General features: G+C 47.7%; 18 protein-coding genes and 1 pseudogene. 4 read left to right on the top strand and 15 right to left on the bottom strand.

Annotated elements, in window-relative coordinates:
• Positions 1 to 173 precede the first annotated feature (173 nt).
• The 9 genes and pseudogenes from E7027_00370 to lysA all read right to left on the bottom strand — a co-directional run bounded on the left by E7027_00370 (position 174) and on the right by lysA (position 16301).
• Positions 174 to 278: pseudogene (locus E7027_00370) on the bottom strand (prepilin-type N-terminal cleavage/methylation domain-containing protein).
• Between the two features lie 276 nt (positions 279 to 554).
• Positions 555 to 2162, bottom strand: a complete 1608-nt coding sequence (locus E7027_00375; GenBank protein MBE6420596.1) for an acyl-CoA carboxylase subunit beta — start codon at positions 2160 to 2162, stop codon at positions 555 to 557.
• Positions 2163 to 2220: 58 nt separating this feature from the next.
• Positions 2221 to 2850, bottom strand: coding sequence for a 4'-phosphopantetheinyl transferase superfamily protein (locus E7027_00380; protein ID MBE6420597.1), 630 nt, complete (start codon positions 2848 to 2850; stop codon positions 2221 to 2223).
• A 12-nt stretch (positions 2851 to 2862) separates the two neighbouring features.
• A complete protein-coding gene (locus E7027_00385; GenBank protein MBE6420598.1) occupies positions 2863 to 11904 on the bottom strand; it encodes an SDR family NAD(P)-dependent oxidoreductase in 9042 nt (3013 codons plus the stop codon).
• Positions 11905 to 12214: 310 nt separating this feature from the next.
• The gene (locus tag E7027_00390; GenBank protein ID MBE6420599.1) at positions 12215 to 12652 is read right to left on the bottom strand and encodes a hypothetical protein; all 438 of its coding nucleotides are present in this window, start codon (positions 12650 to 12652) and stop codon (positions 12215 to 12217) included.
• Between the two features lie 38 nt (positions 12653 to 12690).
• Entirely contained in the window at positions 12691 to 12933 is a 243-nt protein-coding gene (locus E7027_00395; protein ID MBE6420600.1) for a hypothetical protein, read from the bottom strand.
• 41 nt (positions 12934 to 12974) lie between these two features.
• Positions 12975 to 14099: a F420-0--gamma-glutamyl ligase gene (locus E7027_00400; GenBank protein ID MBE6420601.1), complete on the bottom strand. Its 1125-nt coding sequence runs from the start codon at positions 14097 to 14099 to the stop codon at positions 12975 to 12977.
• A gap of 214 nt (positions 14100 to 14313) precedes the next feature.
• The gene (locus E7027_00405; protein ID MBE6420602.1) at positions 14314 to 15042 is read right to left on the bottom strand and encodes an aspartate kinase; all 729 of its coding nucleotides are present in this window, start codon (positions 15040 to 15042) and stop codon (positions 14314 to 14316) included.
• 8 nt (positions 15043 to 15050) lie between these two features.
• Entirely contained in the window at positions 15051 to 16301 is a 1251-nt protein-coding gene (gene lysA / locus E7027_00410) for a diaminopimelate decarboxylase (protein MBE6420603.1), read from the bottom strand.
• 284 nt (positions 16302 to 16585) lie between these two features.
• Between lysA and gpmA the strand changes: the two genes are divergently transcribed.
• Positions 16586 to 17338 carry a 2,3-diphosphoglycerate-dependent phosphoglycerate mutase gene (gpmA, locus tag E7027_00415; protein ID MBE6420604.1) on the top strand — a complete coding sequence of 251 codons (753 nt, stop codon included), beginning with the start codon at positions 16586 to 16588 and terminating at the stop codon, positions 17336 to 17338.
• A 57-nt stretch (positions 17339 to 17395) separates the two neighbouring features.
• On the opposite strand, the gene def is transcribed toward gpmA, so the two are convergent.
• Positions 17396 to 17920 carry a peptide deformylase gene (gene def / locus E7027_00420; GenBank protein MBE6420605.1) on the bottom strand — a complete coding sequence of 175 codons (525 nt, stop codon included), beginning with the start codon at positions 17918 to 17920 and terminating at the stop codon, positions 17396 to 17398.
• A gap of 31 nt (positions 17921 to 17951) precedes the next feature.
• Positions 17952 to 18425: a PTS sugar transporter subunit IIA gene (locus E7027_00425; protein ID MBE6420606.1), complete on the bottom strand. Its 474-nt coding sequence runs from the start codon at positions 18423 to 18425 to the stop codon at positions 17952 to 17954.
• 96 nt (positions 18426 to 18521) lie between these two features.
• On the opposite strand from E7027_00425, the gene E7027_00430 reads away from it, so the two are divergent.
• The 3 genes from E7027_00430 (at position 18522) to E7027_00440 (ending at position 21338) form a co-directional block, all read left to right on the top strand.
• Complete coding sequence (locus tag E7027_00430; protein MBE6420607.1) at positions 18522 to 20012, top strand: TM0106 family RecB-like putative nuclease; 1491 nt, start codon at positions 18522 to 18524, stop codon at positions 20010 to 20012.
• Positions 20009 to 20794 carry an inositol monophosphatase gene (locus E7027_00435; GenBank protein MBE6420608.1) on the top strand — a complete coding sequence of 262 codons (786 nt, stop codon included), beginning with the start codon at positions 20009 to 20011 and terminating at the stop codon, positions 20792 to 20794. Before E7027_00430 ends, E7027_00435 begins: the two co-directional genes overlap by 4 nt.
• Positions 20795 to 20927: 133 nt before the next feature.
• Positions 20928 to 21338 (top strand): hypothetical protein, encoded by a 411-nt coding sequence (locus tag E7027_00440; GenBank protein ID MBE6420609.1) that lies wholly within the window; start codon positions 20928 to 20930, stop codon positions 21336 to 21338.
• Between the two features lie 48 nt (positions 21339 to 21386).
• Here E7027_00440 and E7027_00445 read toward each other — a convergent pair whose 3' ends face one another.
• From E7027_00445 to E7027_00460, 4 genes are read right to left on the bottom strand one after another with little or no spacing between them, the layout of a single operon-like run.
• Complete coding sequence (locus tag E7027_00445) at positions 21387 to 21863, bottom strand: prepilin-type N-terminal cleavage/methylation domain-containing protein (protein ID MBE6420610.1); 477 nt, start codon at positions 21861 to 21863, stop codon at positions 21387 to 21389.
• 9 nt (positions 21864 to 21872) lie between these two features.
• Positions 21873 to 22379 carry a hypothetical protein gene (locus tag E7027_00450; GenBank protein ID MBE6420611.1) on the bottom strand — a complete coding sequence of 169 codons (507 nt, stop codon included), beginning with the start codon at positions 22377 to 22379 and terminating at the stop codon, positions 21873 to 21875.
• A 9-nt stretch (positions 22380 to 22388) separates the two neighbouring features.
• Entirely contained in the window at positions 22389 to 24365 is a 1977-nt protein-coding gene (queC, locus tag E7027_00455; protein ID MBE6420612.1) for a 7-cyano-7-deazaguanine synthase QueC, read from the bottom strand.
• Positions 24346 to 24783, bottom strand: a complete 438-nt coding sequence (locus E7027_00460) for a hypothetical protein (protein MBE6420613.1) — start codon at positions 24781 to 24783, stop codon at positions 24346 to 24348. Before E7027_00460 ends, queC begins: the two co-directional genes overlap by 20 nt.
• Positions 24784 to 24785 lie beyond the last annotated feature (2 nt).

A 24785-nucleotide genomic window follows, 5' to 3' on the forward strand; every position in this document is an offset into this window, starting at 1 on the left:
CAATAAGCGGAATCAAACACAAAAAACTTACTTTTGGACAAATCAGGCATTTCTAATGTAGAATAATCCTCAAAATTTACTTGTTCGGAAGGATATCCCCCATTTTCAAGCAAAAAAGCATCACTCCCCTTCTTAAAAGCATCAACAGCCGGTATAACCTCTGCTGCAAACCGTGCTTTGGCAACAGCCTTTTGATATTGCGGAAGTGCCACCGCCGACAAGATACCAATGATTAACACCACGACCAAAAGTTCTATCAAAGTAAAACCCTTTTTCATACAAAACCTCTTATAAATAAGTTTTCGGCAAACAAACAGTACTACAATTCTTCCTGCCTGCCGATTAGGTACATTGTAAGAAAAAAAAAAAACGGGTCAAGGCCCAGCGCCCGGGCTCCCCTTTTTTCCGCCCTCTTTCGACGGAAAGAGCCACACTGTTTTAGAAATGTTGCTCTTTTTTCTTCAATTAAAAAACAACTCTTTCTTTTTCTGCCAGCAGAAAAACAAATAAAAAGCCTCCCTTTTGGGGAGGCCTTAAATTTTGAACCGTGCTCATTACAACGGGATATTCCCTTTTTTCGGGTTTTTGTGTTTTGGGTCGCGTTTGTTTTTAAGCACTTGGAACGCACGGATAATTTTTCCGCGGGCTTCGGAAGGTTCAATAATTTCATCAATAGAACCGTTCGTGGCCGCCTGATAGGGAGAGGCAAACTTATCGGAATATTCCTGCGTCATTTTTTGTTTCAATTCTTCTTTTTTGGCGGGGTCTTGCTCGGCTTTTAAGTCGCGCGAATACAAGATTTCCACCGCGCCGCGCGGGCCCATTACGGCAATTTCCGCACTGGGGAAGGCAAAGTTAAAGTCCCCACGCAAGTATTTGGAACCCATGGCAATATACGCACCGCCGTAGGCTTTGCGAAGTACCAGGGTTACTTTCGGGATATCCGCTTCGGAATAGGCGTATAAGAGTTTCGCACCGTGGCGAATAATACCGCCATGTTCTTGGGCAACACCGGGCAAATAACCGCCGGTATCCACTAAAGTCAAAAGCGGAATATTAAAAGCATTTAAGAAGCGAATAAAGCGGGCGGCTTTGTCGCTGGCGTCACAATCTAAAGCACCGCCCAAGCAGGCCGGGTTGTTGGCGACTACACCCACCACCTGTCCGCCTAAGCGAATAAAACCGGTAACAATGTTCTTGGCAAAATTTTGGTGAATTTCAAAGAAACCGAAATCGTCTGCCAAACGCCAAATGATGTGATGAATACGGAACGCCTTTTTCGGATCCATTTCGCATACGCGTTCCAACACGGGTACACTGCGGTTGATTTCGTCGCTGGTGGTATCCAACGGCGGATTTTCTTCGCAGTTTTGCGGTAGGAAAGACAAAAGTTCGCGCACTTGGCGGAAGCAGTCCTGCTCGGACTTGGCCACAAATTGGCACACACCGCTTTTTTCGCTGTGAGGTTGGCTGCCGCCCAAGGTATCAAAATCTACTTCTTCGCCCGTGGCGGCTTTTACGGCACCGGGGCCGGTGATGAACATATGGCTGATGCCTTCCACCATAAAGATAAAGTCCGTAAGGGCTGGAGAATACGCCGCACCGCCCGCACAGGGGCCCAAGATAACGGAAATCTGCGGAATCACGCCGGAGGCTTTTACATTGCGATAAAAAATTTCGCCATATCCGTTTAAGCTATCCACCCCTTCCTGGATACGCGCGCCGCCGGAATCAAACAAACCGATAACCGGAATTTTGGCTTCTAAAGCGCGGTCCATCAAGGTAGCAATTTTTTGGGCATGAGCCAAACCGAGGGATCCGCCCAATTGGGTAAAATCTTGCGCGAAAAGGGCTACTTCTCTGCCGTTAATGCGGCCAAACCCTGTGATAACTCCGTCCCCTTTGATATGTTTATCTTTGATACCAAAGTCGCTGCAGGAACTTTCCATCAGGCTTTTCATTTCAAAAAAACTGTCTGTATCCAATAAATAGGAAATGCGTTCGCGGGCCGTCATCTTGCCTTTATCTTTCTGGGCTTTGATGCGGGCTTCGCCGGCACCTTTTAAGGCATCTTGGGAAATTTGTCTGAACTTCACTAAACTCGCCGGAGCGGGTTGGGCGGACGGTTTGTCCTGTTTCGGGTCCTCAAAAAGTTCTATCATACTCCCTCCAAAATCTGTATTACTTATATTTTACTAAATATGTACGGTTTGCGCCCGCTTAACGGGGCTTGCCTAACGCCACGGAAAACATAAACCCGGGCACTAAACCCTCGGTTTTTAATGTAATTTCCGGGGAGCCCAACCGGTTATATACTTGTGCGGCACGGTCAAAAAACTGTGCGGAACCGTTTACGCACCGCACCTCATAACTATTTAACGAGAGCCCGGTACCTAACAGTTTTACCAAGGCTTCCTTTTGTGTCCACAACGCGGTTAAAAATTCTTCCCCCTCTCCCGTTATTTCGGAAGAGTGAAAAAAATCTCTCGCCCACGCATCAATACGCTTTTCGATGCGTTCCAAATCAATACCGATTAGCGGATAAGTTTGGCTGACGGCAGCCACCGCATATCCGTGGCTGTGGGTAATGCTAAAGGAAAGCGGACTTTCTTGCCCGTGTACTGCCAAGGTGGGTTTACCGTCCGCCTGCGGGAGCACTTCTATCTCATGCAAGTCCGTTAATTGTAAAATTTGGGCCACTAGGGTTTTTAACGCAAATCTGCCTCCAAGCCACTCGGTACGCCGCTTGGGGAAACGGAGCGTTTGGTAAAACGCTCCTTCCCGTTCGCTTAAAATACCGTCAGCCGGAGGCAGACTGGATAAATCTACAACTTTTACTTGATAAGGCATTTCGCCCCGTGATTACTGGCCGATGGCCTGATAACCGTGGATTTCCACCCACACTTCGCCGTTAGCATCAAACACATAGGCATCGTGCAAAGTTTTTCCATCAGCCGTATTACCGCGGTTTACCCCGTACAAATACAACTGGGCAGGCGGTACTTGGTTCTTAAGCACGGCCACTTCGGCGATACCGTCGGGCAAGGTCATTTTGTGTTCCACGCTCATGTCTTGGAAACCGCAGCATTGGAAAGCGGCTTCAATAAGCATCGGGTTAGCCAAAAGCGTGCGCGGGCCATCGTTCCATTGCGGGCGCGGAGTGGTGTTGTACACGGCTAAAGAGGTTTCTTTATTTACGCGTACAATACCGGCAAGCACTTGGAAGGACGGGCCATGGAAATACTTTTGGTAAATTTCATCTTTGCTGACCGTAAACGGAGCATGAATCCCGGCCATGGCATTTTCTTTTACACTGTTCCAGGTGGAGGTAAAAGCACCCAAGGTTTTTGCCGTAAAGTGACGGCGGGTGTTACCCATTTTCACCCCTTTGCTGTTAATAAAGTCGGACTCGATTTCCATATCCGCTTCATTACCGGCGGCTTTACCGATAACACGCACAGCCTGCGGGCGATTGCGCAACAACTTAATCGGCAAGTAGAAGTGAACATCTTTCAACCCTTGCGGAACATTACCCGTCAAAGCGGTAGCCGTTTCCATAAAGGTTTCAATGCCCATTACACCCGGCACATACGGGGTACCTTCGATGGCATGGTCGGCCAGGTAGGGGTCGGAATCTAAGTTAAATTCTTTTTCCAAGTGAATTTCACTCCCTTTTTGCAAGGAAGTTACATTTCCCAAGAAGTGAGTGGCACTTACCGCATTTACCGCAGGCGTAGCCGCGGGAACGGGTGCGGCCGGGGTAACTTCGGGCGTGGCCGGAGCGGCGGGGCCTTGGGGGGCGTCGTCGGAGCCGTTTTCTTCTTCGGCTCCGATTTCGTCCCAATCAATTTTCAATTGTTTGTCCCAGTCCAGTCTGCCCAAAGAACCGGTAAGTACAATTTCCGGCACTTGGCCATAGACGATTTCATCCAAGAAAATTTGCATTCCGTCTTCGGGGTCTACAAAGTCAACTCCGTTGGAGCGCAAGAAAGTTTCCACGCCGGCACGCACACCCATACCTACATTTTTGTAAGCACTCATGGCAATGCTGATAGCGCGATAACCTTGGTTGGAAAGCATCAAAGCACACTTGGCTAAATAATCGTTGGCGGAGGCATAATCGCTTTGGCCCAAGTTACCGTATTTTCCGGCAATAGAGGAGGCAAAGGCGAAGAAGCCGTCATCACGCACAATGTTATTTGCCAAGAAGGAGATAAAACTGGTGGCCTTTACATCAAAGATGCGGTAGTATTCGGCCGGGTCTTTATCGTAAATAAGTTTGGAGCGTTCCAAACCGGCAAAGTGGATAAGCCCGTCCACACGACCGTTTTTAGCTTTGATTTTCGTGCAAACTTCCTTCATCATGGAGGAGTTCATCACGTCGCAGTGGTAGTATTCCACTTCACTTCCCAACTCGCGCAGTTTTTGCAAGTTGTTGTAAAGCGTAATAGAATCTTTCACACGGCCAAAGGCGCGTTCCAAAAGCACCGGAGTGGCTTTTTGGGTCGGGTCGGCTTTCAAATCTTCCCAGATTTGTTTTTTAAGAGCCGCGAGTTCAGCCTCGTTCATAGAAGCCCAGAGCGGTGTTTTTTCTTGGAGTTCAATGATGTCTAGCACAATGATTTTGCTGTGATACTGCGCAGCAATTTTTTGGCTGAGCATCGCCCCGATACCGCGACCGGAACCCGTGAAGATAATGGTTTTACCGGCCAAGTCGAAATGTTTTTTGCTCTTGTTTAAGCGAACCGGCAAGGACAAAATCGTAGAACGGACATTGTCCTTTGTGCCTACTAACAAGCGCATATCTCCGTGGAGAACTTCGTCCATGGTTTTTTGGGCCATTTCGTCCGGAGTGGCGGTGGGTTCAAAATCCATCAGCTTGCCGATAGCACCGGTGCGTTCGTATACATCTTTGCGATAGCAAGATGTACCGCCCGTCAAGGCGCCCACGATGGGGTTGAATTCGTCTTTGGTGCTGTAACCGAAGTTACCGTCCACTTTCGTATTTACGGCAAAGAAGGTGTCGGCATCGGCACGATTGGCCAAGCCCTTTTCAAAAACACGCAAGGCAATGAACAGCGGCATGACATACTTGGTAAGTTCGTTATGCGGGCTCACTTTTTTGTCAAACTTTTTGACAGTTGCCCCAAGCAAGTACACAATACCTTGCACATTGGGATCTTCGGCCGCATAATCTTTCAAGGCAGCTTCGGTTTCTTCGTAAGATTCCCAGTTCACGATGCTGGTATTTTTGCTACGGGTTTTGAGCGTGGTGAATACATGGTATTTTACGCCCAATTCCTTAAATTCTTCCGTGTAGGCTTTAATCAACTGCGAGTTATCCGCAAATAATAAGATGGTGCGGTCTTTGGACAAACGTCTGTTTTCGCGTTGAGCAAGCGGTGCATCGGCTACCGTGGTAACAAAGCGGAGTTTCTTTTCGTGGCAATGTTCGCCTTGGTACCCTTCGCGTTCCGGGCGTTCAGCCAAAGATTCGCGGCGCACAATGGGAGCCGTCGGGTTGGTTTCCAACGCATCGACAGTCGGCGCGGAAATATGATCTTCGGTTACCACATGAGCCGGTTTTTTAGCCAAGGCGGGAGCAACCGGTTCTTCAACCGGGGTTACCGCAGGAGTTTCTACTACAGGAGCAGAAACAACCGGGGTTTCCACCACAGGGGCGGGAGCCGCTACAGGGGCCGCCGCAGGGGCAGAAGCACCTGCATTGGAAAGCACAAAGTTGATGCAGTGGCGAATCGTCGGGTAGTCTTTGAGTTGGATACCGTCTTGTTGGGCAATACCGTAATGTTCGCGCATCGCGGCAAACAGTTCGGCTTGTTTCACCGTATCAATGCCCAAGTCAGCTTCCATATCCAAATCAAGTTCCAACATATCTTCCGGATAGCCCGTTTTTTCCGCTACCATGGTTACTACTTCTTTGGTAACCGTGGCTTCATCTAATGCTTTAGAGGTAGCAGTCGTTACAGCTACGGAAGCGGGTTGCGCCACAGGAGTTTCTACTACGGGAGTAGAAACAATCGGGGCTTCCACCACAGGAGCGGGAGCCGCTACCGGGGCTTCCACTACGGGAACAGGAGCCACTACAGGCGCCGCCGCAGGGGCGGAAGCGCCCGCATTGGAAAGTACAAAGTTGATGCAGTGGCGAATCGTCGGGTAGTCTTTTAATTGGATACCGTCTTGTTGGGCAATACCGTAATGTTCGCGCATTGCGGCAAACAATTCGGCTTGTTTCACCGTATCAATACCCAGGTCGGCTTCCATATCCAAATCAAGTTCCAACATATCTTCCGGATAACCTGTTTTTTCCGCTACCATGGTTACTACTTCTTTGGTAACCGCGGCTTCGTCAAGTGCTTTGGCGGGAGCCGCTACAGGCGCGGGGGCTACCACAGGAGCAGAAACAACCGGAGTTTCCACTACCGGGGCAGGAGCCGCTACAGGGGTGGAAGCACCTGCATTGGAAAGTACAAAGTTGATGCAGTGGCGAATCGTCGGGTAGTCTTTAAGTTGGATACCGTCTTGTTGGGCAATACCGTAATGTTCGCGCATCGCGGCAAACAATTCGGCTTGTTTCACCGTATCAATGCCCAAGTCAGCTTCCATATCCAAATCAAGTTCCAGCATATCTTCCGGATAACCCGTTTTTTCGCCAACCATGGTTACTACTTCTTTGGTAACCGTGGCTTCGTCGAGCGCTTTGGCGGGAGCCGCTACAGGCGCGGGGGCGGCCACAGGGGTCACAACCGGGGTTTCTACTACGGGAGCAGGAGTTACTACAGGGGCCGCCGCAGGGGCGGAAGCGCCCGCATTGGAAAGTACAAAGTTGATGCAGTGGCGAATCGTCGGGTAGTCTTTTAATTGGATACCGTCTTGTTGGACAATACCGTAATGTTCGCGCAACGAAGCAAACAGTTCGGCTTGTTTTACCGTATCAATACCCAAATCGGCTTCCATGTCCAAATCAATATCCAACATATCTTCCGGATAGCCCGTTTTTTCGCCAACCATGGTTACTACTTCTTTGGTAACCGTGGCTTCGTCGAGCGCTTTGGCGGGAGCCGCTACAGGCGCGGGGGCGGCCACAGGGGTCACAACCGGGGTTTCTACCACGGGAGCAGGAGCCGCTACAGGCGCTTGCACAGGCGCGGCAACCGCAGGTTGGGCGGCAGGAATCGCTTTCACTTTATCTACAAACGCTTGGGAACCTTCCATCACCAAGGCCGGTTTTACACCGTGTTTGTAGTTGTCTTTGATACGAAGGGTGTTTTGTACCACTTCCAAGACAGGGGCTTCTTGCCCGGAAATTTCTTTCAACCAAGCTTCGTGTTTGGCGGTATCCGCAATGCGCGGTTCGCCTTCTTGCCAGGCTTTTTCTAATAAAGTCATACCTAATTGGGAACCAAAACCGGCGGCTAAGCGCAAGGCATATTTGAAGTTGTAATGACCGCCTTTACTCAAAGTAATACCTTCCAATTCGGGGTCGGCTTCTTTGAAGTTGGCAATCGGCGGCACAAGGCCCGTGTTCAAACAGCGCACGGCAATGGCATCTTCCAAACCGGCACCCATAGAGTGACCGGTGAAACCTTTGGTGTTGCTGACAATAACACTGCTTACATCAGCACCAAAGGTAGATTTCAACGCATACGCTTCCGCACTGGCAGAACCGCCGCGGGCAGGCGTATAAGTTTCATGCGAAATGAAAACGAGTTGTTTGGCAATATCCGAGCGGTTAAGGCCGTATTGTTTTTCAGCCGTAGCCACCAGGCGATTCATTACATGAGCCACATGGCCCACATCTAAGCGGGTTACATGGAAACCACTGTTGGCAATTTCGGCAGATAACAACTTGGCAAGCGGTTTCATACCGCGTTTGGACACTTCGGCTTCATCTTCCACAATCAAAGACACGGCGCCCATACCCACAATCATACCGTTGCGGCGGCGGTCAAACGGAAGCGCGGCTTTGGTTACATCGGCTTCCGTAGTAGCGGCACCGGAGGCCAAGAAGGCGGTTAAAATCCATTCGGACACATTATCGTTCGTGATATCATCAGCACTGATAACGATTACGCGTTTGCAGCGGCCCAACTTAATCCAGTCCTGCGCCACGGCAATGGCTTGGGCGGTAGAGGCGCAAGCCGCACTCATGGCAGTAGCCGGCCCGCGGGCACGAATCCATTGGCAGAAATGGGAGTGGGCAATGATAATGGTTTTTAAGATAAATTCGGAAGTAAAGGCTTCGGGTTCCACTTCTTTATCTTTGAAGTTTTCCTGATACCAGGCTTCAATTTCGGCTTTTAAGGCCGGGTCGGAAATTTGGGCAATAAATTTGTCGCAGAAGGCGCGTACTTCCTGAGCGGTTTTGTTGTTCAAAAGACCGCGTACGCGTTTGGTCAAATCGCCCATCATGCTATTGGCTACCGGGAAGGCAGAGGTAAAGATTACACCGGTTTCGTCAATCATGTCGGCAGGGAGACCCCAACGATCCGGTAAATATCCACCTGTAGAAGTGGGTTTATAATAAAGCACCAACGGAATACCCGCATCTTTGAGCGCAAGCATACCTGCAGCAATCGCCAATTGGAAACTGCGATCCATGGATTTCACCCATTTAGCAGGCAAGCCAAATTCTTTTTCCAAATCAAACGCACCGCCTTTAGCCGAGAGTTTAATGGCCTGGCTGGCAGAGGTTAAGCGTTCAAAGCGGTGGTTACCGTCTTTAGATTTGATGACAAACTCTACATGTTTATCAATTTGTTTCTGTTGGGTAGCGGCATCCACGGGTTCAATCATATTGCGCCCGGAAAGAATTTCATCAAGCACCCCTTCGCGGAAGATTTTATCCCAAGAACCGGGCCCGCCGGCAGCAATACCGCTGATAACTACATTTTTGGCAGTGGCAGGCACTCCTTGAGCCGGAGCGGTTTGACACACGCACGGAGTATTCGCTTTAACGGTACCTTCGGTTTTTTCTACTGCGGTAGCGTTGCCGGTTACCCAACCCGTAAAAGCGGGGTTGTAAGTGGCATTGTTACCAAACATATCGGTACCCGTCCAATCCAAAGCGATACCGGAAGAAATCAAGTTGGCGAACAAGTCGTTAAATTCCACAATGCCGCCTTTTTTGGGGTGATTGGAAGCCAACACTTTGATGTCTTTTTTATCGGCTAAAGTGTTGGAAGCCAAAGCGGAAAGCACACGTTTCGGCCCGCATTCCACAAACAAGCGTACGCCGGAATCGTAAGTGGTTTTAAGTTGTTTAATCCACTCCACGGAATGAGAAATCTGCGTGACCATTAAGTCTTTGATTTTTTCCGGATCGTTCGGGTAGAATTCCGCCGTTACGTTCGTAGTAATCGGCATTTTGGGGGAGTTAAACTGAAGCGTATCTAAGAAAGCACGATACTGCGGCATGGCCGGTTCGATGATGGCGGAGTGGAAGGCGTGAGAAACCGGAATTTGTACCGCTTGGATACCCATATCCGTAAACATTTTAATGGCATCATCAATCGCTTTGGAAGCACCGGCAATTACGGTTTGGGTGGGGCAGTTTTTGTTGGCTACGGCCACATAACCGTTCACGCGGGCGAGTTCGGGTTCTACTTTTTCCACCGTCGCGGCGATAGAAGCCATTTTACCGTTATCTTCTACTCTGATTTCGCTCATCACTTTTCCGCGGGTGCAAACGGCTTTCAAACCGTTTTCAAAGTCAAAAATACCGGCAGCCACCGCCGCGGCATATTCACCCAAACTGTGACCCATTACCACATCCGGCTTAATGCCGAAGGAGGACAACAAGCGCATCATGGCGATGTCGGCCGTTAACATGGCGGGTTGGGTCATTTCGGTTCTCTTGATGGCGGCTTCGCGTTCGGCAATTTGTTCTTTGGTTTCGCCGGGTTTGCTCCACAAGGTTTCCGTTAAGGTTTGGCCAATAATATCCGTCAATAAGCGGTCGGCTTCGTCAAAGGTATCTTGTACGATTTTGTATTTGGTGGCCAAGTCTTTCATCATGTCCACATACTGGGAACCTTGACCGGGGAACATAAAGCAGACTTTGGGTTTAATTTCGGAAGGAGTAAACGGATAAATACCTTTCATGCGCAAATACAAAGATTCCTGTTCCCACACATCTTGAGAAGAGGCCGTTTTCTTGAAAAATTCAATTTTTTCTTTCAATTTTTCCGGGCTTTCCACATTGATGGTTACCGCAAATTTGGCGGGCTTGGCAATGTGGTTTTTGTAAGAAATGCTGGGGAGGTAGGTGGGATCGTATTGAATAGCCACGACGGCTTTATCCAATACATTAAAAAGTTCCTGTTTTGTGTCGGCAGAAAAAGTTAATACATCACCTTGAATTTTTTCACCGGGCACATGAAGGGTATAGTTGCTGCTCATGTTTACATTCTCCTGTTTGGGGGTAGCGGGTACAGCACATTGGCAAACTTGGGTTTCTTCGGTTTTCTTGAGTAAACCGTCGTTCATTTCTTCCATTGCCACGTGGAAGTTGGTTCCGCCGAAGCCGAAGGCAGACACATTGGCACGGCGCACTTTGTCGGTCGTCCAATCCTGCGTTTTGGTAATCACGCGGAAGGGGCAGGTGCTCCAATCCACAATGGGGTTCGGGGTTTCAAAATTGACAGAGGGCGGCAATACCTTATTATATAAGGCCAGCGAGGTTTTGATTAACGAAGCAATACCGGCCGCGGCTTTGGCGTGACCGATTTGGCTTTTTACACTACCAAGCCCAATGGTACCGGGCTTAGCATACGGAGCAAAAATTTCGTTCAGCGCGCCCAATTCCACGGCATCACCTACGCGGGTACCGGTGCCGTGCGCTTCCACCAGGCCTACTTCGCCGGGGGTATAGTCGAGTTGTTCGAAGGCTTTTTCCACGGCAATTTTTTGACCTTTGGGGTTAGGAGCGGTAATCCCTTTTCCTTTTCCGTCGGAAGAAGCACCTACCGCACGAATGACGGCATACACTCTGTCTCCGTCTTTTACGGCATCGCTTAAGCGTTTCAAAATAACCATACCGGCGCCTTCGGCCATTACAAATCCGTTGGCACGGGCATCAAAAGGATAGGAACCCGTTTCGGACAAGGCACCGATTTTGCAGAATTTAATGTAAGCGGAGGGAGACATCATTTGATCCACGCCGCCGGCAATAGCCATATCAAAATTGCCCATGCGAAGACCATTGACGGCTTGGTCGATGGCGGCCAAAGAGGTAGCACACGCGGCATCGACGGCAAAGTTAGTACCGTGCAAATCAAAAAGGTTGGCTACACGACCGGGAATTACGTTGGCAAGTTCACCCGGCATGGAGTCTTCGGTAATGGGAGTGAATTTTTCCCGTACGCCCGCGTCAATTTCATCAATCATTTTTTGGGCGTCTACCGGAGAAAGAGATTTGTAGGTTGTGGTATTTTTCAAAATTTCATACAAGAACGGGCGGTTCAAGCGAGTGTTGGACATTTCGTTCTTCATGCCGCCCATAGAGTTGCCGATAATGACCGCGGTGCGGTTATGGTCAAACTCTTTTTTATCGTAGCCGGAATCTTCCAACGCCATACGGGTCGTTTCAATGGCTAAGTGTTGGACGGTATCCATTTGCTTGGCAATTTGCGGAGGGATACGATATTTTAAGGAATTAAATTTGAAAGTTTCGGGAATAAAACCGCCGATTTTGGAATATAATTTATCTTCGGCTTTGTGATCGGGACTGTAGAACAATTTGTAATCCCAATAAGATGCGGGGATTTCGGTGATGCAATATTTACCTTCTTTAATGTTGTTCCAGAATTCGTCTTTCGTTAACGCTCCGGGCATAATAGCGCCAATACCAACAATGGCGATAGGTTCCAGGTTCTTATTTTTCATTTGATCTCCTGCTGCAAATCCTCTTTTCAATTTGCAACTATATAGATATATTTTATTAAATTAAGCAGGAGCAAACAAATTTTGGGAACATTTTTTTGTAATTAGGGTTGACAAAATTTAATTCAGTCTGTCAGGTTTTTACTATTTTTCACCTTGTTTTTTTGCCTTCTCGTCTAAAACAACAAATCAAACAGATGGCGTTTTTTGCAAATTTACCCTCCTTTTTGCTTTTTTGGTTGTCTTTGTTTTTCATAAAAAGCAAAACCGTCGCTATTTTTGCGACGGTTTTCAAAAACAAAAAAGGGTGCTTCTATTCTTCCGGGTGGCTTTCGGCCACTTTCATTTTTTCCAATTCTTCAATCAAACTAAGCAAAGTCGGCTGCAATTTTGTGATGTATTCTTGTTCAAAAGTGCTGATACGTTGTTCCATACGGGCCAACTGTTTAGCCAAATCTCCGTTTGATTTATCATGCGCCATTTTCAATTCTTCTAAGCGGTAGTGCAACTCTTTCGTTTTTTCCTTCAAGTCCGCCACATCCATAGAAGCCCCCCCTTGCAACGATTGCAAAATAGAGGCACGCGGTTTGAAAGCCGGCGGTTGGGAAACGGTTACCACGGTTAAATCTTCCACGGCGGGTTCAAAATCCGTTTCATGGGCAAGCGCCGCACGGTATTTGGCCGTAAAGACAAACAACAAAATAAAACAAACGGTAAAGCCGATTAGTTGTAAAATGATTGTAGTTTCCATACTCTTATATTAGCATATTTTTAATTATACTTTGTGGTTTAGTTGTCATCTCCCCTGTCAATACGGGTATACGGATCTTTGAAGATGGAAGCAAGCTTCGAAGGCAAAACACGCACAAAGCGGGAACATAACCACACCCCCCACAATACCATTACCAACACCACAAATCTTCCCGCTGCGGGGTGGGCATGGTACCACCTCACAAACCAACCCCATGCAATAAACCCCAAAATAACAACGGCTACCGCAGCATATATCAATTTGTTTTGAGTGTGTTTCACTGCCTTTTTCCTTGCCCTTTCAACGGGGGAGTCTTTTTTGATTATTCCGTATAGTAATTATCAAAATAACCCGTAATGTAAATAACCGGGGTTCCCTTGTCGCCGGAACCGCTGGTTAAGTCGCACAGGGAACCCAACAGATCGGTCAACCGGCGGGGAGTCGTTCCCAAGGCTTGTCCGCCCGTGTTAGATTCCACCGCCTTACGAACATCTGCACCGGAGTCAATCAACGATTTTAATTTCGTTTCATGCGGCATACCGCCAAGACCTTCCGTAGCGGCAGGGCTTACAAGAGGATCAGCCAATTCCCAAATACCGGTGGCAGGGTCTTTATAGGCACCGTCCCCATAGATAAACACTTCCGTATCCACGGCCGTTTTCTCTTTGAGAGCGGCTTGCAAGCGTTCCACAAAGGTGCGGCAGTCGCGCGGGAAAAGTTTTACGCGGTCTTCGTTGGAATAGTTGGCACCCAACAAGCCGAAATCCGGGTTATAGCCGGCTCCTTCGCGGCGCGGTTTGGCACAGATATCGGCTAAAGTGTGAACCGTAAAACCGGCTTCTTGAAATTTTTGCGCATATACATGGCGGTTATGCACCGTACATACCAGCACTTGCCCGCCTTGCGCCTTGCGTTCGCGGATAAAATTATCAATGCCCCACACAAATGAAACGGAAATCTTGTCCGGGTCGATATCCTTATATAATTTGGCATAATTGGCGCCCGTAATCGGGTGCACAAATTGGAAGTACTCGCTGTCTTCGCCAAAGATGCCTTCCTTATAGGCGTAGGCATCTTGGCAGGACGGATTTCCCACTTCGTCCGAAGGCAAGGTAAATACAATGTTTACTTTTCCCTGAATCCCGCGCACGATACCTTTAAGCATGGGCCAAAAACGGTTACGGCTGAAAATAGGAGAGAAAATAGTTACATCGCCTTGCGGGAAAAGTTCTTTTGTATCGGCGGCGATATCGTCCAGTGTTACAAAATTCCCTTGGCTGCGGGCCACCAAAGATTCGGTTACCCCCACTACCCCGCGCGGCTTAAAAACAAAACCTTCTTCCTGAGAGGCTTGCCATAAAGTTTCGGCAATCACGGGTACTAAATCGGTTCCTTCTTTAATAAGCGGCATACGAATACCGCGGGAAACAACACCACTATAACGCATAAAAACTCCTGAATATAAGTTAACAACCGTTCAAATTTTTACTTCTGTTGGCTTACCACTACAAAGCAAGCGAAAAAAAGCGCACCGTACATACCCACCGTACAAGCGGCACGAACCAGACCGTTTACTCCCGGCCCCCAAAGGTAGATAACACTACCCAACAAAAGAAAGGTAATAAATCCTGTAATATTCCATTTCAGTTTCATATTTCTTCCTATTTAATAACGGTACCCGTTTGACCTGTTTGATAATGCACGATACGAATTTCCACCCCTTTTTCTTTGGCTAAGCGCACAGCATCGGGGTGGAGCACATTGGCACCGTTCAAGGCCAACTTATACATTTCGTCAAAATCTAAAACTTCGTATTTTTGGGCCTTTGTGTCTTTGTTGGGGTCTGCGGAATAAACGCCGTCCACATCTTTTACCATTTCTACATGGTCAGCCCCTAATTGAGCGGCCAAAAACACGGCCGACACATCGGATCCGCCGCGCTTAAGCGTGGTGATTTCTTTGTTTTCGCCAATCCCTTGGAAACCGGCCACTATCGGCACATGGCCTTCTTGCACTTCTTTTACCAAACGGTCTCCTTTAAGGGACAGAATATCGGCCCCCGTATGCGTGCAGGTAGTAATAAGGCCGATTTGGGAACCCGTTAAAGATACGGACGGTACCCCTTGGGCACGCAGAGCAATGGAAAGAAGGGCCACGCTGACACGCTCCCCGGTGGTAACCAGCATATCCAATTCCCGTTTATCCGGATTGGGAGCAATGCTGTAGGCATGGTCTAAAAGAACATCGGTTAAATTCCCGTTAGCGGAAGCCACCACCACCGGAATATAATTATCCTCGTAGCGGGACTTAATCAATTCCGCCGCCATTAAAAGTTTTTGTTTGTTGGCCAGCGTATTGCCGCCAAATTTCATGATGCAAATTTGTCTCATATTTTGTCCTATAACCACGGAGCTACCGCGTGGCCGGAAAGCATCTCTTCGTAAGAAGTCCGCTTCCGCACGACGGCAAACTCGCCGCCGCGAACCATCACTTCGGGCACTAACGGGCGGAAATTATAAATGGAAGACATCGCCGCGCCATAAGCCCCAGCACACATTATAGCAAGTAGTTCGCCCGCTTGGGTAGGCTCAATAATACGCGCATGGGCAAAAACATCTCCCGATTCGCAAATCGGGCCGACGATATCGGCAATGATGGGGGCTGTGCCGTGTTTGGTAACGGGCAAAATAGTGTGCCACGCATCATATAAGGCCGGACGAATCAAATCGTTCATACCCGCATCCACAATAATAAAATTCTTTTCCCCGTTGGTTTTGTTATACACCACTTCCGTAACCAAAATACCGGCGTTTCCCACAATAGAGCGCCCCGGCTCCACAATAATATGTTTATTCAGGTGCCCGAGCGTTTCTTTGACCACTTGCGCATAGGCCGCACAGGTGGGCGGGAGTTCCACATTATAGTTAATTCCCATACCGCCGCCTAAGTCGATATTGCTAATTTCAATACCTTCCTTTTCCAGTTCTTGTACCATAGAAGCAATTTTGGTAAATGCCAGACGGAAAGGTTCCACATCTAAAAGTTGTGAGCCGATATGCACCGCAATCCCCGCGATACGCACTCCTTCCATTTGTGCGGCACGGCGGTAAAGCGACAGGGCCTCTTCCCAAGCCACCCCGAATTTATTTTCTTTTTTACCCGTTGTAATTTTTACATGGGTCAACGCATCTACATCGGGGTTTACCCGCAGGGCCACATTGGCTTTTTTGCCTTGTTCTACAGCCAAGCGGTTGATGAGTTCCAGTTCGGCTTCGGATTCGGCATTGATTTGCAAAATATTCATTTTAATTGCTTCCGCCAATTCTTCCCGCGTTTTCCCCACACCGGAAAAAACAATTTTGTCCGCCGGAATACCCGCCTTCAACGCCACATACATTTCCCCGGCCGACACCACATCGGCCCCTCCCCCCAGGCGGGCCAAGGCAGCCACCACGCTTAGATTGGGGTTGGCCTTTACAGAGTAACAAATGGTGGCGTTTTCGTCGGCCAGTGCGCGGCGGTAAGCGTCAAAATTGCGGGTCAATTTTTCCGTAGAGTAACAATAAAAGGGCGTACCGACTTGTTCAGCTATTTTTTTGATGGAAACTTCCTCCGCGCGAAGTTCTCCGTTTTGGTAATGAAAGCACATAGTATTTTCTCCTTTTGCAATAAAAAAACCTCCGCTTACAATTAAGCGGAGGTCATGCAAATTTATAAATTTTAGGTGGCTTTAATTATCCGCAAAATTGTAAGCAAAAGCGCAAGAGTGTTTTTTGCTCTTGTTTTGTTTGCTTACGCGTTTAACGAATAATTGTGTTGCCATACGCTTAGTATAACATAAATAAAAATCTTTGCGCAACAATCTTATAACCTTTTTTCCTGCAGGGAAATGACACTTTGGGCAAGCATACTAACTAAAAGGGGGAAACAAATATGAACAAAAAAATTGTACTGCTACGCCACGGGCAAAGCACTTGGAATTTAGAAAACCGTTTTACGGGTTGGACAGATGTTGATTTAACAGCGCAGGGCACGCAGGAAGCCAGGCAGGCGGGAAAGATTCTTAAAGACGAGGGCTTCCTTTTTAATATAACTTACACATCTTATTTGAAACGGGCGATAAAAACTCTTAATTCGGTATTGGAACAGATGAACTTAGATTGGTTACCCGTTCACAAATCGTGGCGCCTTAATGAAAAGCATTACGGGGCTTTACAGGGACTCAACAAACAGGAGACCGCCCAAAAATATGGGGAAGAACAAGTAAGGAAGTGGCGCAGAAGTTATACAATCCGGCCGCCGGCTTTACAACCGGACGACCCGCGGGCCCCTACGCGTGACCCGAGATATTGGGCAGTTTCCCCCGCGCTTCTTCCGTTGACAGAATCGCTGCAGGACACCGTCGCACGCATTGTTCCTTACTGGCAAGCGGAAATTTTCCCGAAACTGCAATCGGCAGACCAATTGTTAATCGTGGCGCACGGTAACAGCCTGCGCGGTATTATCAAGCACCTTAAACAAATGACGGACGAAGAAATTATCCGTTTTAACTTGCCCACCGCCGTGCCGTATGTGTTGGAATTTGATGAGCAAGGAAAACTGCAAAAAGATTATTTTTTGGGAAACACGGCAGAAATTGAACAAAAAATAAAAATGGTGGAAAATCAGGGCAAAGCAAGCAATTAAAAATAAAAAACCGCGCTTGGGGATTATCCGTTGCGCGGTTTTGTGAATTTTCAAAATTCAGTTCCAATTGGGGCGAAGTTTTTTGATGGCTTTTTTAACCTCGGTTTTTAGTTTCGGATCCACCAAATCTACAAACATTTTACCGTCTAAATGGTCAACTTCGTGCTGGAAGGCTTTAGCCAAAAGACCCCGCGCTCGCTTGACCTGTTCTTTTCCGTGTTCATCCGTATATTTAATGGTTACATCCGTGGCGCGTTTTACTTCGGCCCATAAACCGGGCAAAGAAAGGCAACCTTCTTCTTCCAGTTTTTCCCCTCTTTTTTCAATGATTTCGGGATTGATAATCACATAGCGTTTCAAAGGGGCATCTTCTTCGTCCGATTCCGGAATTAAAATAAGTGCCAGGCGGTAATCCAAACCGATTTGGTTAGCCGCCAAACCTACCCCGCGCACCGCCAAACAGGTTTCCTCCATGTCCTTTAATAACTGCGGAAGAATAGGTTCCAATGTCTTAAAATCCACGGGTTTTAATTTTTGGCGGAGAATATCCTCTCCGTATTTCGTAATGCGTAAGATAGCCATAAATCTATTTTATCATATTGTGCCGTTGCTTTTATGAACGGTCGTTTAATAAAGCGGCCACAGCGCTCGCGTCCTTTTGTGCGCAAAGTTTTTCCACAAACGGGTGGGTAAACTTTTCCGCCAGTGATGCCAAAAGTTGCAAATGTTTGGAGAAAAAAGGCGTTTGCGCAGGGGACAAAAGCAAAAACATCACCCGTACCGAAGCCCCCGTCGGGGTAATAAGCGGTGCGGGCAGCACCGCAAAGGCTGCGGCAAAATCTTCCAGTTCTTCTACGCGAGCATGCGGAATACCGAGCCCCGTTTCCAAAGTAGTACCGATGCCTTGCTCGCGCTTTAATACTTGCTCGGCCACTTCCTGCGCGTTCAGTTGGGGCAAATGTTTGCAGGCCAACTGCGCTAAGCGCATTATCAGTTCCGCTTGGGAAGGTACTTCTTTGGGAAGCCACACTTGTTCGGCCGATACCAACCCGCAAAATCCTTGTTTACATGGTGTCTGTTCTAACATAAGCAATAAATGGTATGCTACAAAAAAACAATGTATATTGGCAAGGCAGAAAAAACGGTTTTATTCCCCCTTCAAAAAAGATAGAATACTAATAAGATGACAGAACAAGACCTGCAACTTTTGTTTCAAAAACTTTCGGACGGACGCACCCCCGACAAGCAAGATTTTAATGCTTCCAAGATGTTTTCTCTATTGGAAGACCCTTTTAGCATTTGGTGTTCCTTCCATGCCCCGCGCGAGGAAGCCGTCCACGAAACAAACCGCTACGAAAACCTAAAGATACGCACAGACCGCAACACCCGGGACGAGTGGATAAAAAAAGAATTTCCGGGGGTGATATTCGTGGCGGGAGAAAATGAAAGTGAACGGTTCAAAAACACACTCTCCGCTATGGCCAAAGGCGAAAGTGCTATTGCCAACGCCGTCTTATGGAACCTGCCCGAAAACTGCTACGGAAGCGTAAACTTATTGGTACGTGCCGACCAAGGCAAAAGTGTCTTCGGCAAGTATCACTATCATATTTTTCAATTCAAACGCGCACACGACTTGAAGGAACATTATGCTTTGCAAGTCTGTCTGTTAAGCCGCATTTTGGGCCGCGTACAAAACTTTACCCCCGAAAGCACACGCGTATTCTTAAAAAACCGCCACATAGATGTTCTGTACCAGGATCATGGGGAACGCCTGGCCCGCGAACTGGCCTATTGGCGTGCAATCCGCGACGGGCAAGCCAAGCCCGAGGCGCATAAACCGCCCAAGGCCGCAGCCGCACCGTGGCGCGTATATGCCAACAAACTCATGGCCCAGACCAAAGATTTGTTGATGCTTCCCGGCCTTAATACCGAAATGCGCCAATGCTTAAAAATTAACGGAATTTATAATACGGACGATGTGGCCCGTGCAGGCTTGGAAAAATTGCAGGGCATCTTGGAAGAACCGCACGCAACCGATTCTTATTATAACGCACAAGCATATTTGCACAATAAGCCGGTACTGCGCGAAGCAGGCCATTTTCCGCCTCCCGTTAAAAAATACAATCTGTATTTTGATTTCGAAGCCACCGAAACTTTTACCAAAGACAATGCTTCCTTTGTCTACCTAATCGGTATTTGGGATAAAGAAGAAAACAAATATGTCAGTTTTGTAGCCAAAACGCCGGAAGAAGAAATCAAAATTTTTGAACAGTTTTACGATTATATAAAAGATTTTGAACATACCGCCCTTTATCACTGGACGGAATATGAAGTAAAAAAGATGAAAAATCTGGCAGGCAAAAACCCGCAGGACGCCGCCAAATTAAAAGCCCTTTGCAATATCTGCTACGACTTAAAAGTAGCCGTTAATAAAGCCTTCTATTTGCCGGCCCCCAGCTTTTCGCTTAAAGCCGCCGCGCCGGCCTTCGGGTTTAATTGGCGCCAGGACGATTGCGGCGCCATGGACAGCATGGTCTATTTTACCAACTGGCTTAAAACGGGCAATCAAGAACTTTTGGATAAAGTACTGATGTACAACGAAGACGATTGCAAAGCCATGCTCGACTTGGAAGAAAAATTAAAAGCTGCCAAAATTTTGGAACTGAAAAAATGAAAAAAGAACGCGCCGTCTTACAAGAGTGTTTACAGGTAGCCGCCCGTATTATCCGCCGCCATTTCGGCAAGGTGGGATACGAACTCAAAAGCAAAGCCAACCTGGTAACCATGGCCGATTTAGCCGTGCAAAAGGCCGTCCTTTCCCTGATTCGCAAGAATTTTCCGGGGCACGATTTCCTGGCCGAAGAAGATGACCTTAAAAACACAGGGGCCGAATACACTTGGGTATTAGACCCTATCGACGGTACTACCAATTTTGCCCACGGGTTTCCGCAATGCAGTATTTCTTTGGCCCTTTTTCATAAAAACGAACCTGTTTTAGGCGGGGTTTTTAACCCGATTTCCAACGAACTCTTTTTCGCCCAAAAAGGGAAAGGGGCTACCCTTAACGGGAAAAAAATTCATGTTTCCCAAACCAAAAAACTGGAAGATTCCCTACTGATTACGGGATTTCCTTACAACCGCTTTGAACGCATGGAAGAACTTATTAACCGGTTTTCTCTCTTCTTAACCTCCTCCCATGATGTACGACGCTTAGGCTCGGCCGCACTTGATTTATGTTGGGTAGCCGCCGGACGGGCAGACGGATATTGGGAAGATAATTTGAACCCGTGGGACGCCTCGGCCGGCACTTTAATTTTGCAGGAAGCCGGCGGAAAAGTTACCGATTACAACGGGAAAAAATACAAAAAAATAAAAGACTATGGCAGCAAATTGCTTGCCAGCAACGGTAAGATTCACAAGCAAATGCTGGGCATTATCCGCCAAAGCATTAAATAACTGTTCTTTGTAAACATTTTTCAACAGATTCCTTCCCTTTATCGGGGGATATCCGTTTTTTTCAGGCCTTCTTTCGCAAGGTTTGATATAATAAAGAGAAAGACGTAAATGTCATGACGAAAAAGGGGTTTGCATGGCTATTAACGTAGTAAAACAATACAGTGTATTCTTAATTAACGAACCGGGAGCGCTTAAAAACTTTGCAGAACTGTTTGTGCGCGAAAATGTGGATATCATTGCTATTTCGCAAGATGTCCGCTACGACGCGGCAGTGGTAAGGTTGGCTGTGAACTATAACGAAGAAATCAGCCACGCGCTGACCAAAGCAGGTTTTACCAGCGTAAAAACAGATGCTATTTGTGTTGATGCACCCAACCGTGTGGGTTTGGCACGGGATATCGGGGCTACCTTGTTTGCACAGGGCATCAACATTACTACCATTTACGGTAGTGCGGGGCCGGGTAATACCAGCCGGTGGATAGTAGTAGTAAGCGATATTACCAAAGCCCTCAACGCATTAGAAGCAAGCGGTCTTTTTAATTAGAATATAGAACAAAACTCCCTGGATTAGAACCGGGGAGTTTTTATTATATTACTGAATAGTGTAGCGGGCATATCCTGAACTGGTTGAAAGATGCGGCCCCAAACTCTTACATAAGTTGACGGCTTTTGCATCGGAGGTTATGGCCCAACAATATAATTTGTTTGCAAGAGCCGTATTATCGGAACGGTGCTGGAAGGAATAAATAATTCCCCAGTTAGTATTTCCGGTGCGGTGGGCAGACATTTTATCGTAGGTGTTACCGGGCTCCCGCGAATCGCCGCGCAAAAGGCAAGTCCAGCCGTCCGGGCACGTCCAATCTATGTCTAAATTTTCCTTATCGCTCGTATAGACTCCGTTGGCCATATAATACACTTCTTCGGCATCTTTGGCCGCCTTCAAAAGATTAACTACTTGGGCCACCCGGGATTTTTCTACCGCCTTGGTGTACTGGGGCAAGGCTACAGCGGACAAAATCCCAATAATTAAAACTACTACCAATAATTCTATCAGTGTAAACCCTTTCATATTACTACCCTATTTCACTTTCTTTTTGGCTTCTTTAAGTTGTTTCTTCCAAGCCTTTTTGGCGGCTTTGTGTTTCTTTTCGGCGGCACCGGATAACAAATCTTCCACCCGCAAAGTTTTTACTTCATCTAAATTAGCCTCTTGCTCTTTCACTTTGGCTTCCCAATTATCCAAATTGGCCCGTTCGGCGGCGATACGGTCCTTCATGTAAGACAACCCATTGTCAACCGCCACGGATACCAATTCCGTCAGTTGTGCTTTGATAGCCGGTTTTTCCGCCGAAGAGGCTTTGCGATAGGCTTTTACCAGTTTCTTAATTTGTTTGCGGCGTTCTTTGGCTTGTTTTTTTCGTTCGGCCGGGGTTAATTCCTTTTGGGCAGAAGGCAAAGCGGCGGCGGGTTCTTCCGCTTTTACTTGTTCGGCGGTAACAGCAGAGGAATCTTGCTTTTGTTCTTCCCCCGCCCACAGGCTACCGGCCACGCATAATAAGAAAAAAACCCACAATAATTTTCTCATAAAATCTCCTTAATCTAAAGCGGTGTCACGCACACCCGCTTCTTCAAAACCTTTCGCACGAAGTTTGCATGAATCACAACGTCCGCACGGCTTTTGACCACCGGCATAGCAACTCCAAGTTAATTCAAAAGGCACTTTTAATTGGGCGGCCATTTTAACAATTTCCGCCTTGGACAAGCGCATCAAAGGGGCCAATACTTCAATTCCTTCGTTCACACCCGTTACCGTCCCACGGTTAAGTGCATCGGCGGCCGCCTTAAAGAAAGCAGGGGTGCAATCGGGGTAACCCGAGAAATCAATAGCGTTCGGCCCGGCGACAATCGCTTCTGCACCGACGGAATCCAACAAAGAACCGGCAATAGACAAAAACATCAGGTTGCGCCCCGGCACATAGGTGCTGGGAACGCCGTTTTTCGGGATATCTTCTACCGCGACATCGGGGATGGTTTGGTTTTTATCTACCAAAGAACTCGTGGCAAGCCACGGCAAATTTAGAGTAATCAAATGATGTTTTACTCCCAAGTTGCGGGCAATCATTTGTGCGGCCAATACTTCCCGGTCGTGGCGTTGCCCGTAGGACACGGTCAAGGCTTCACACTCGTAGCCTTGGGACATCGCCCAATATAAACAGGTAGTGGAATCAAGCCCGCCCGAAAAGAGCACGATGGCTTTTTTATTCTTTTTCCCGCCGAACGAGTCCGCCTTTGCCGTTGCAGGAGCTTCCTTAACGGGGGCCGCCGTTTCTTCGGCCAGTTTAACGGAAGCGGGTGCTGGCGCTACAGTTTCTTGAGGGGCAGGAGTTTCTTTCACCGCGGATTCGGCCTGAGGGAGGCTTTCCTCACTCGGTTTCTCATCGGCGGTTTTTTTCAAAATATTGTCCAACGGGTCGTCCGTAACGGGGGCAGGTTCCGCGGCTTGTGCAGAAGATTGATTTTTGCGGAAAAAAGCCTGTTCCAACTCTTCTTTTTCCTCTTTGACGGAACGCACAATATTGGAAAAGAACCCTTTTATTTTAGATTTGGCTTCCTGCGCCTTCTCTTGCATTTCGGCGGAGGATATTTTCTCATGAAATTCGGTGGCTTTTCCTTGCACGGAACTGGAAACGCCTTTTAGAAAACCGGTCAATTTACTTTCGGTCTTTCCCGTTTCCTTTTTAGCGGGATTGGGAACCGGTACAGAGGCAAAAGGCTCATCACCCAACTGGCCTAAAGAAACATTTGCCATCAATTGGGTGGCTTCTCCCGGCGTGTAAGAAGTGGTGGACACCCCCGCCTCGGCCATGCGGGCCGTTTGGATAATCCAATTATCCGGGGCCGGGGTTCCCGCTTGATGAATAGCGGCAAAAGTTTGTTGTGAGCTGAAAGAAATTTGCGGCACGGAATCTAAACAATTTATTTTGAAGGCCAAGGCCGCATCTTTGGCAGCCGTTTTAGATCCCTGTTCAATGTATTCGTTCAAACGCAAGGTATTGCCGATTTCGCTTACGGCGCGTTCCGGCAGACCGATTCCTTGCAAATAATCTTTCATGGCTTCGGCACACAAAACATCTTCCACATCATCGGGAGAAGTGAACAAAGAAGTAGGAATCAGCAAAACATCTTGCCCGATACGAGACAATTCTTTAGCCAACTTAAAAAAGTTACAAAAACCACCCAAAAAAACGACGGAAGAATTATGGCAGGCAAATGCCGCTAAAGAAGCACCGCTGACCAAAAGCCCCGGTTTTTTGGCGGAAGATTTACCGGCCAAAAAAGGAGAATCGTGTTGAAACGGAACCGACATCTTCCACTCGGAAAACACCTCAAAATCGGTATGTTCGCGAGCGAATTTTTCAGCACCTTCCACATCGGGGAAAAGCAAAATATCACTTTTCCCTTTTTCCAAAAGAGCGCAAGCCGTTGTGGAGCCGCAAAGCAAATCAAAAACAACACTCACACCCTTCCAAGCACTACATTCTTCTTTGTTTTTAGCTATCAGAACGTTCATTCAAAATCCCCAGTACTTTGAAATCTTCAATGGCTTTTTCATCTTCTTCCGTCAAGTTATCTACATACTTGATGGCATAAATGATAAGCGTTACACGCGGTTCGCTTGCGCCGTCCTCGGCACTGTTATATTGGCCGATTTGGATAGCATCAGCCCCTTTGGAAGCAGCAATTTTACGGCCTTTTTCCACTCCCATAAGCAACGTTTGGCGATCCGGTTTAAGGTTCTTGATACGAAGTAAGCCCAAATTTCCGTACGGGCGGGAAACATCTTCTCTCCCCCCGATAATTTCTACATCTTTGGCTTTGGTAGCCGGAAAATCCGGCCCTATCGGAATCCAATCTACATTGGTTTGATCCAAGGTGGCGCAGGCCCCCAAGCCGATGCAAGCAAAAGTTAAAAGCAATAATTTTTTCATCT

This window comes from Elusimicrobium sp. (assembly GCA_015062115.1).
Classification (GTDB): domain Bacteria; phylum Elusimicrobiota; class Elusimicrobia; order Elusimicrobiales; family Elusimicrobiaceae; genus Avelusimicrobium.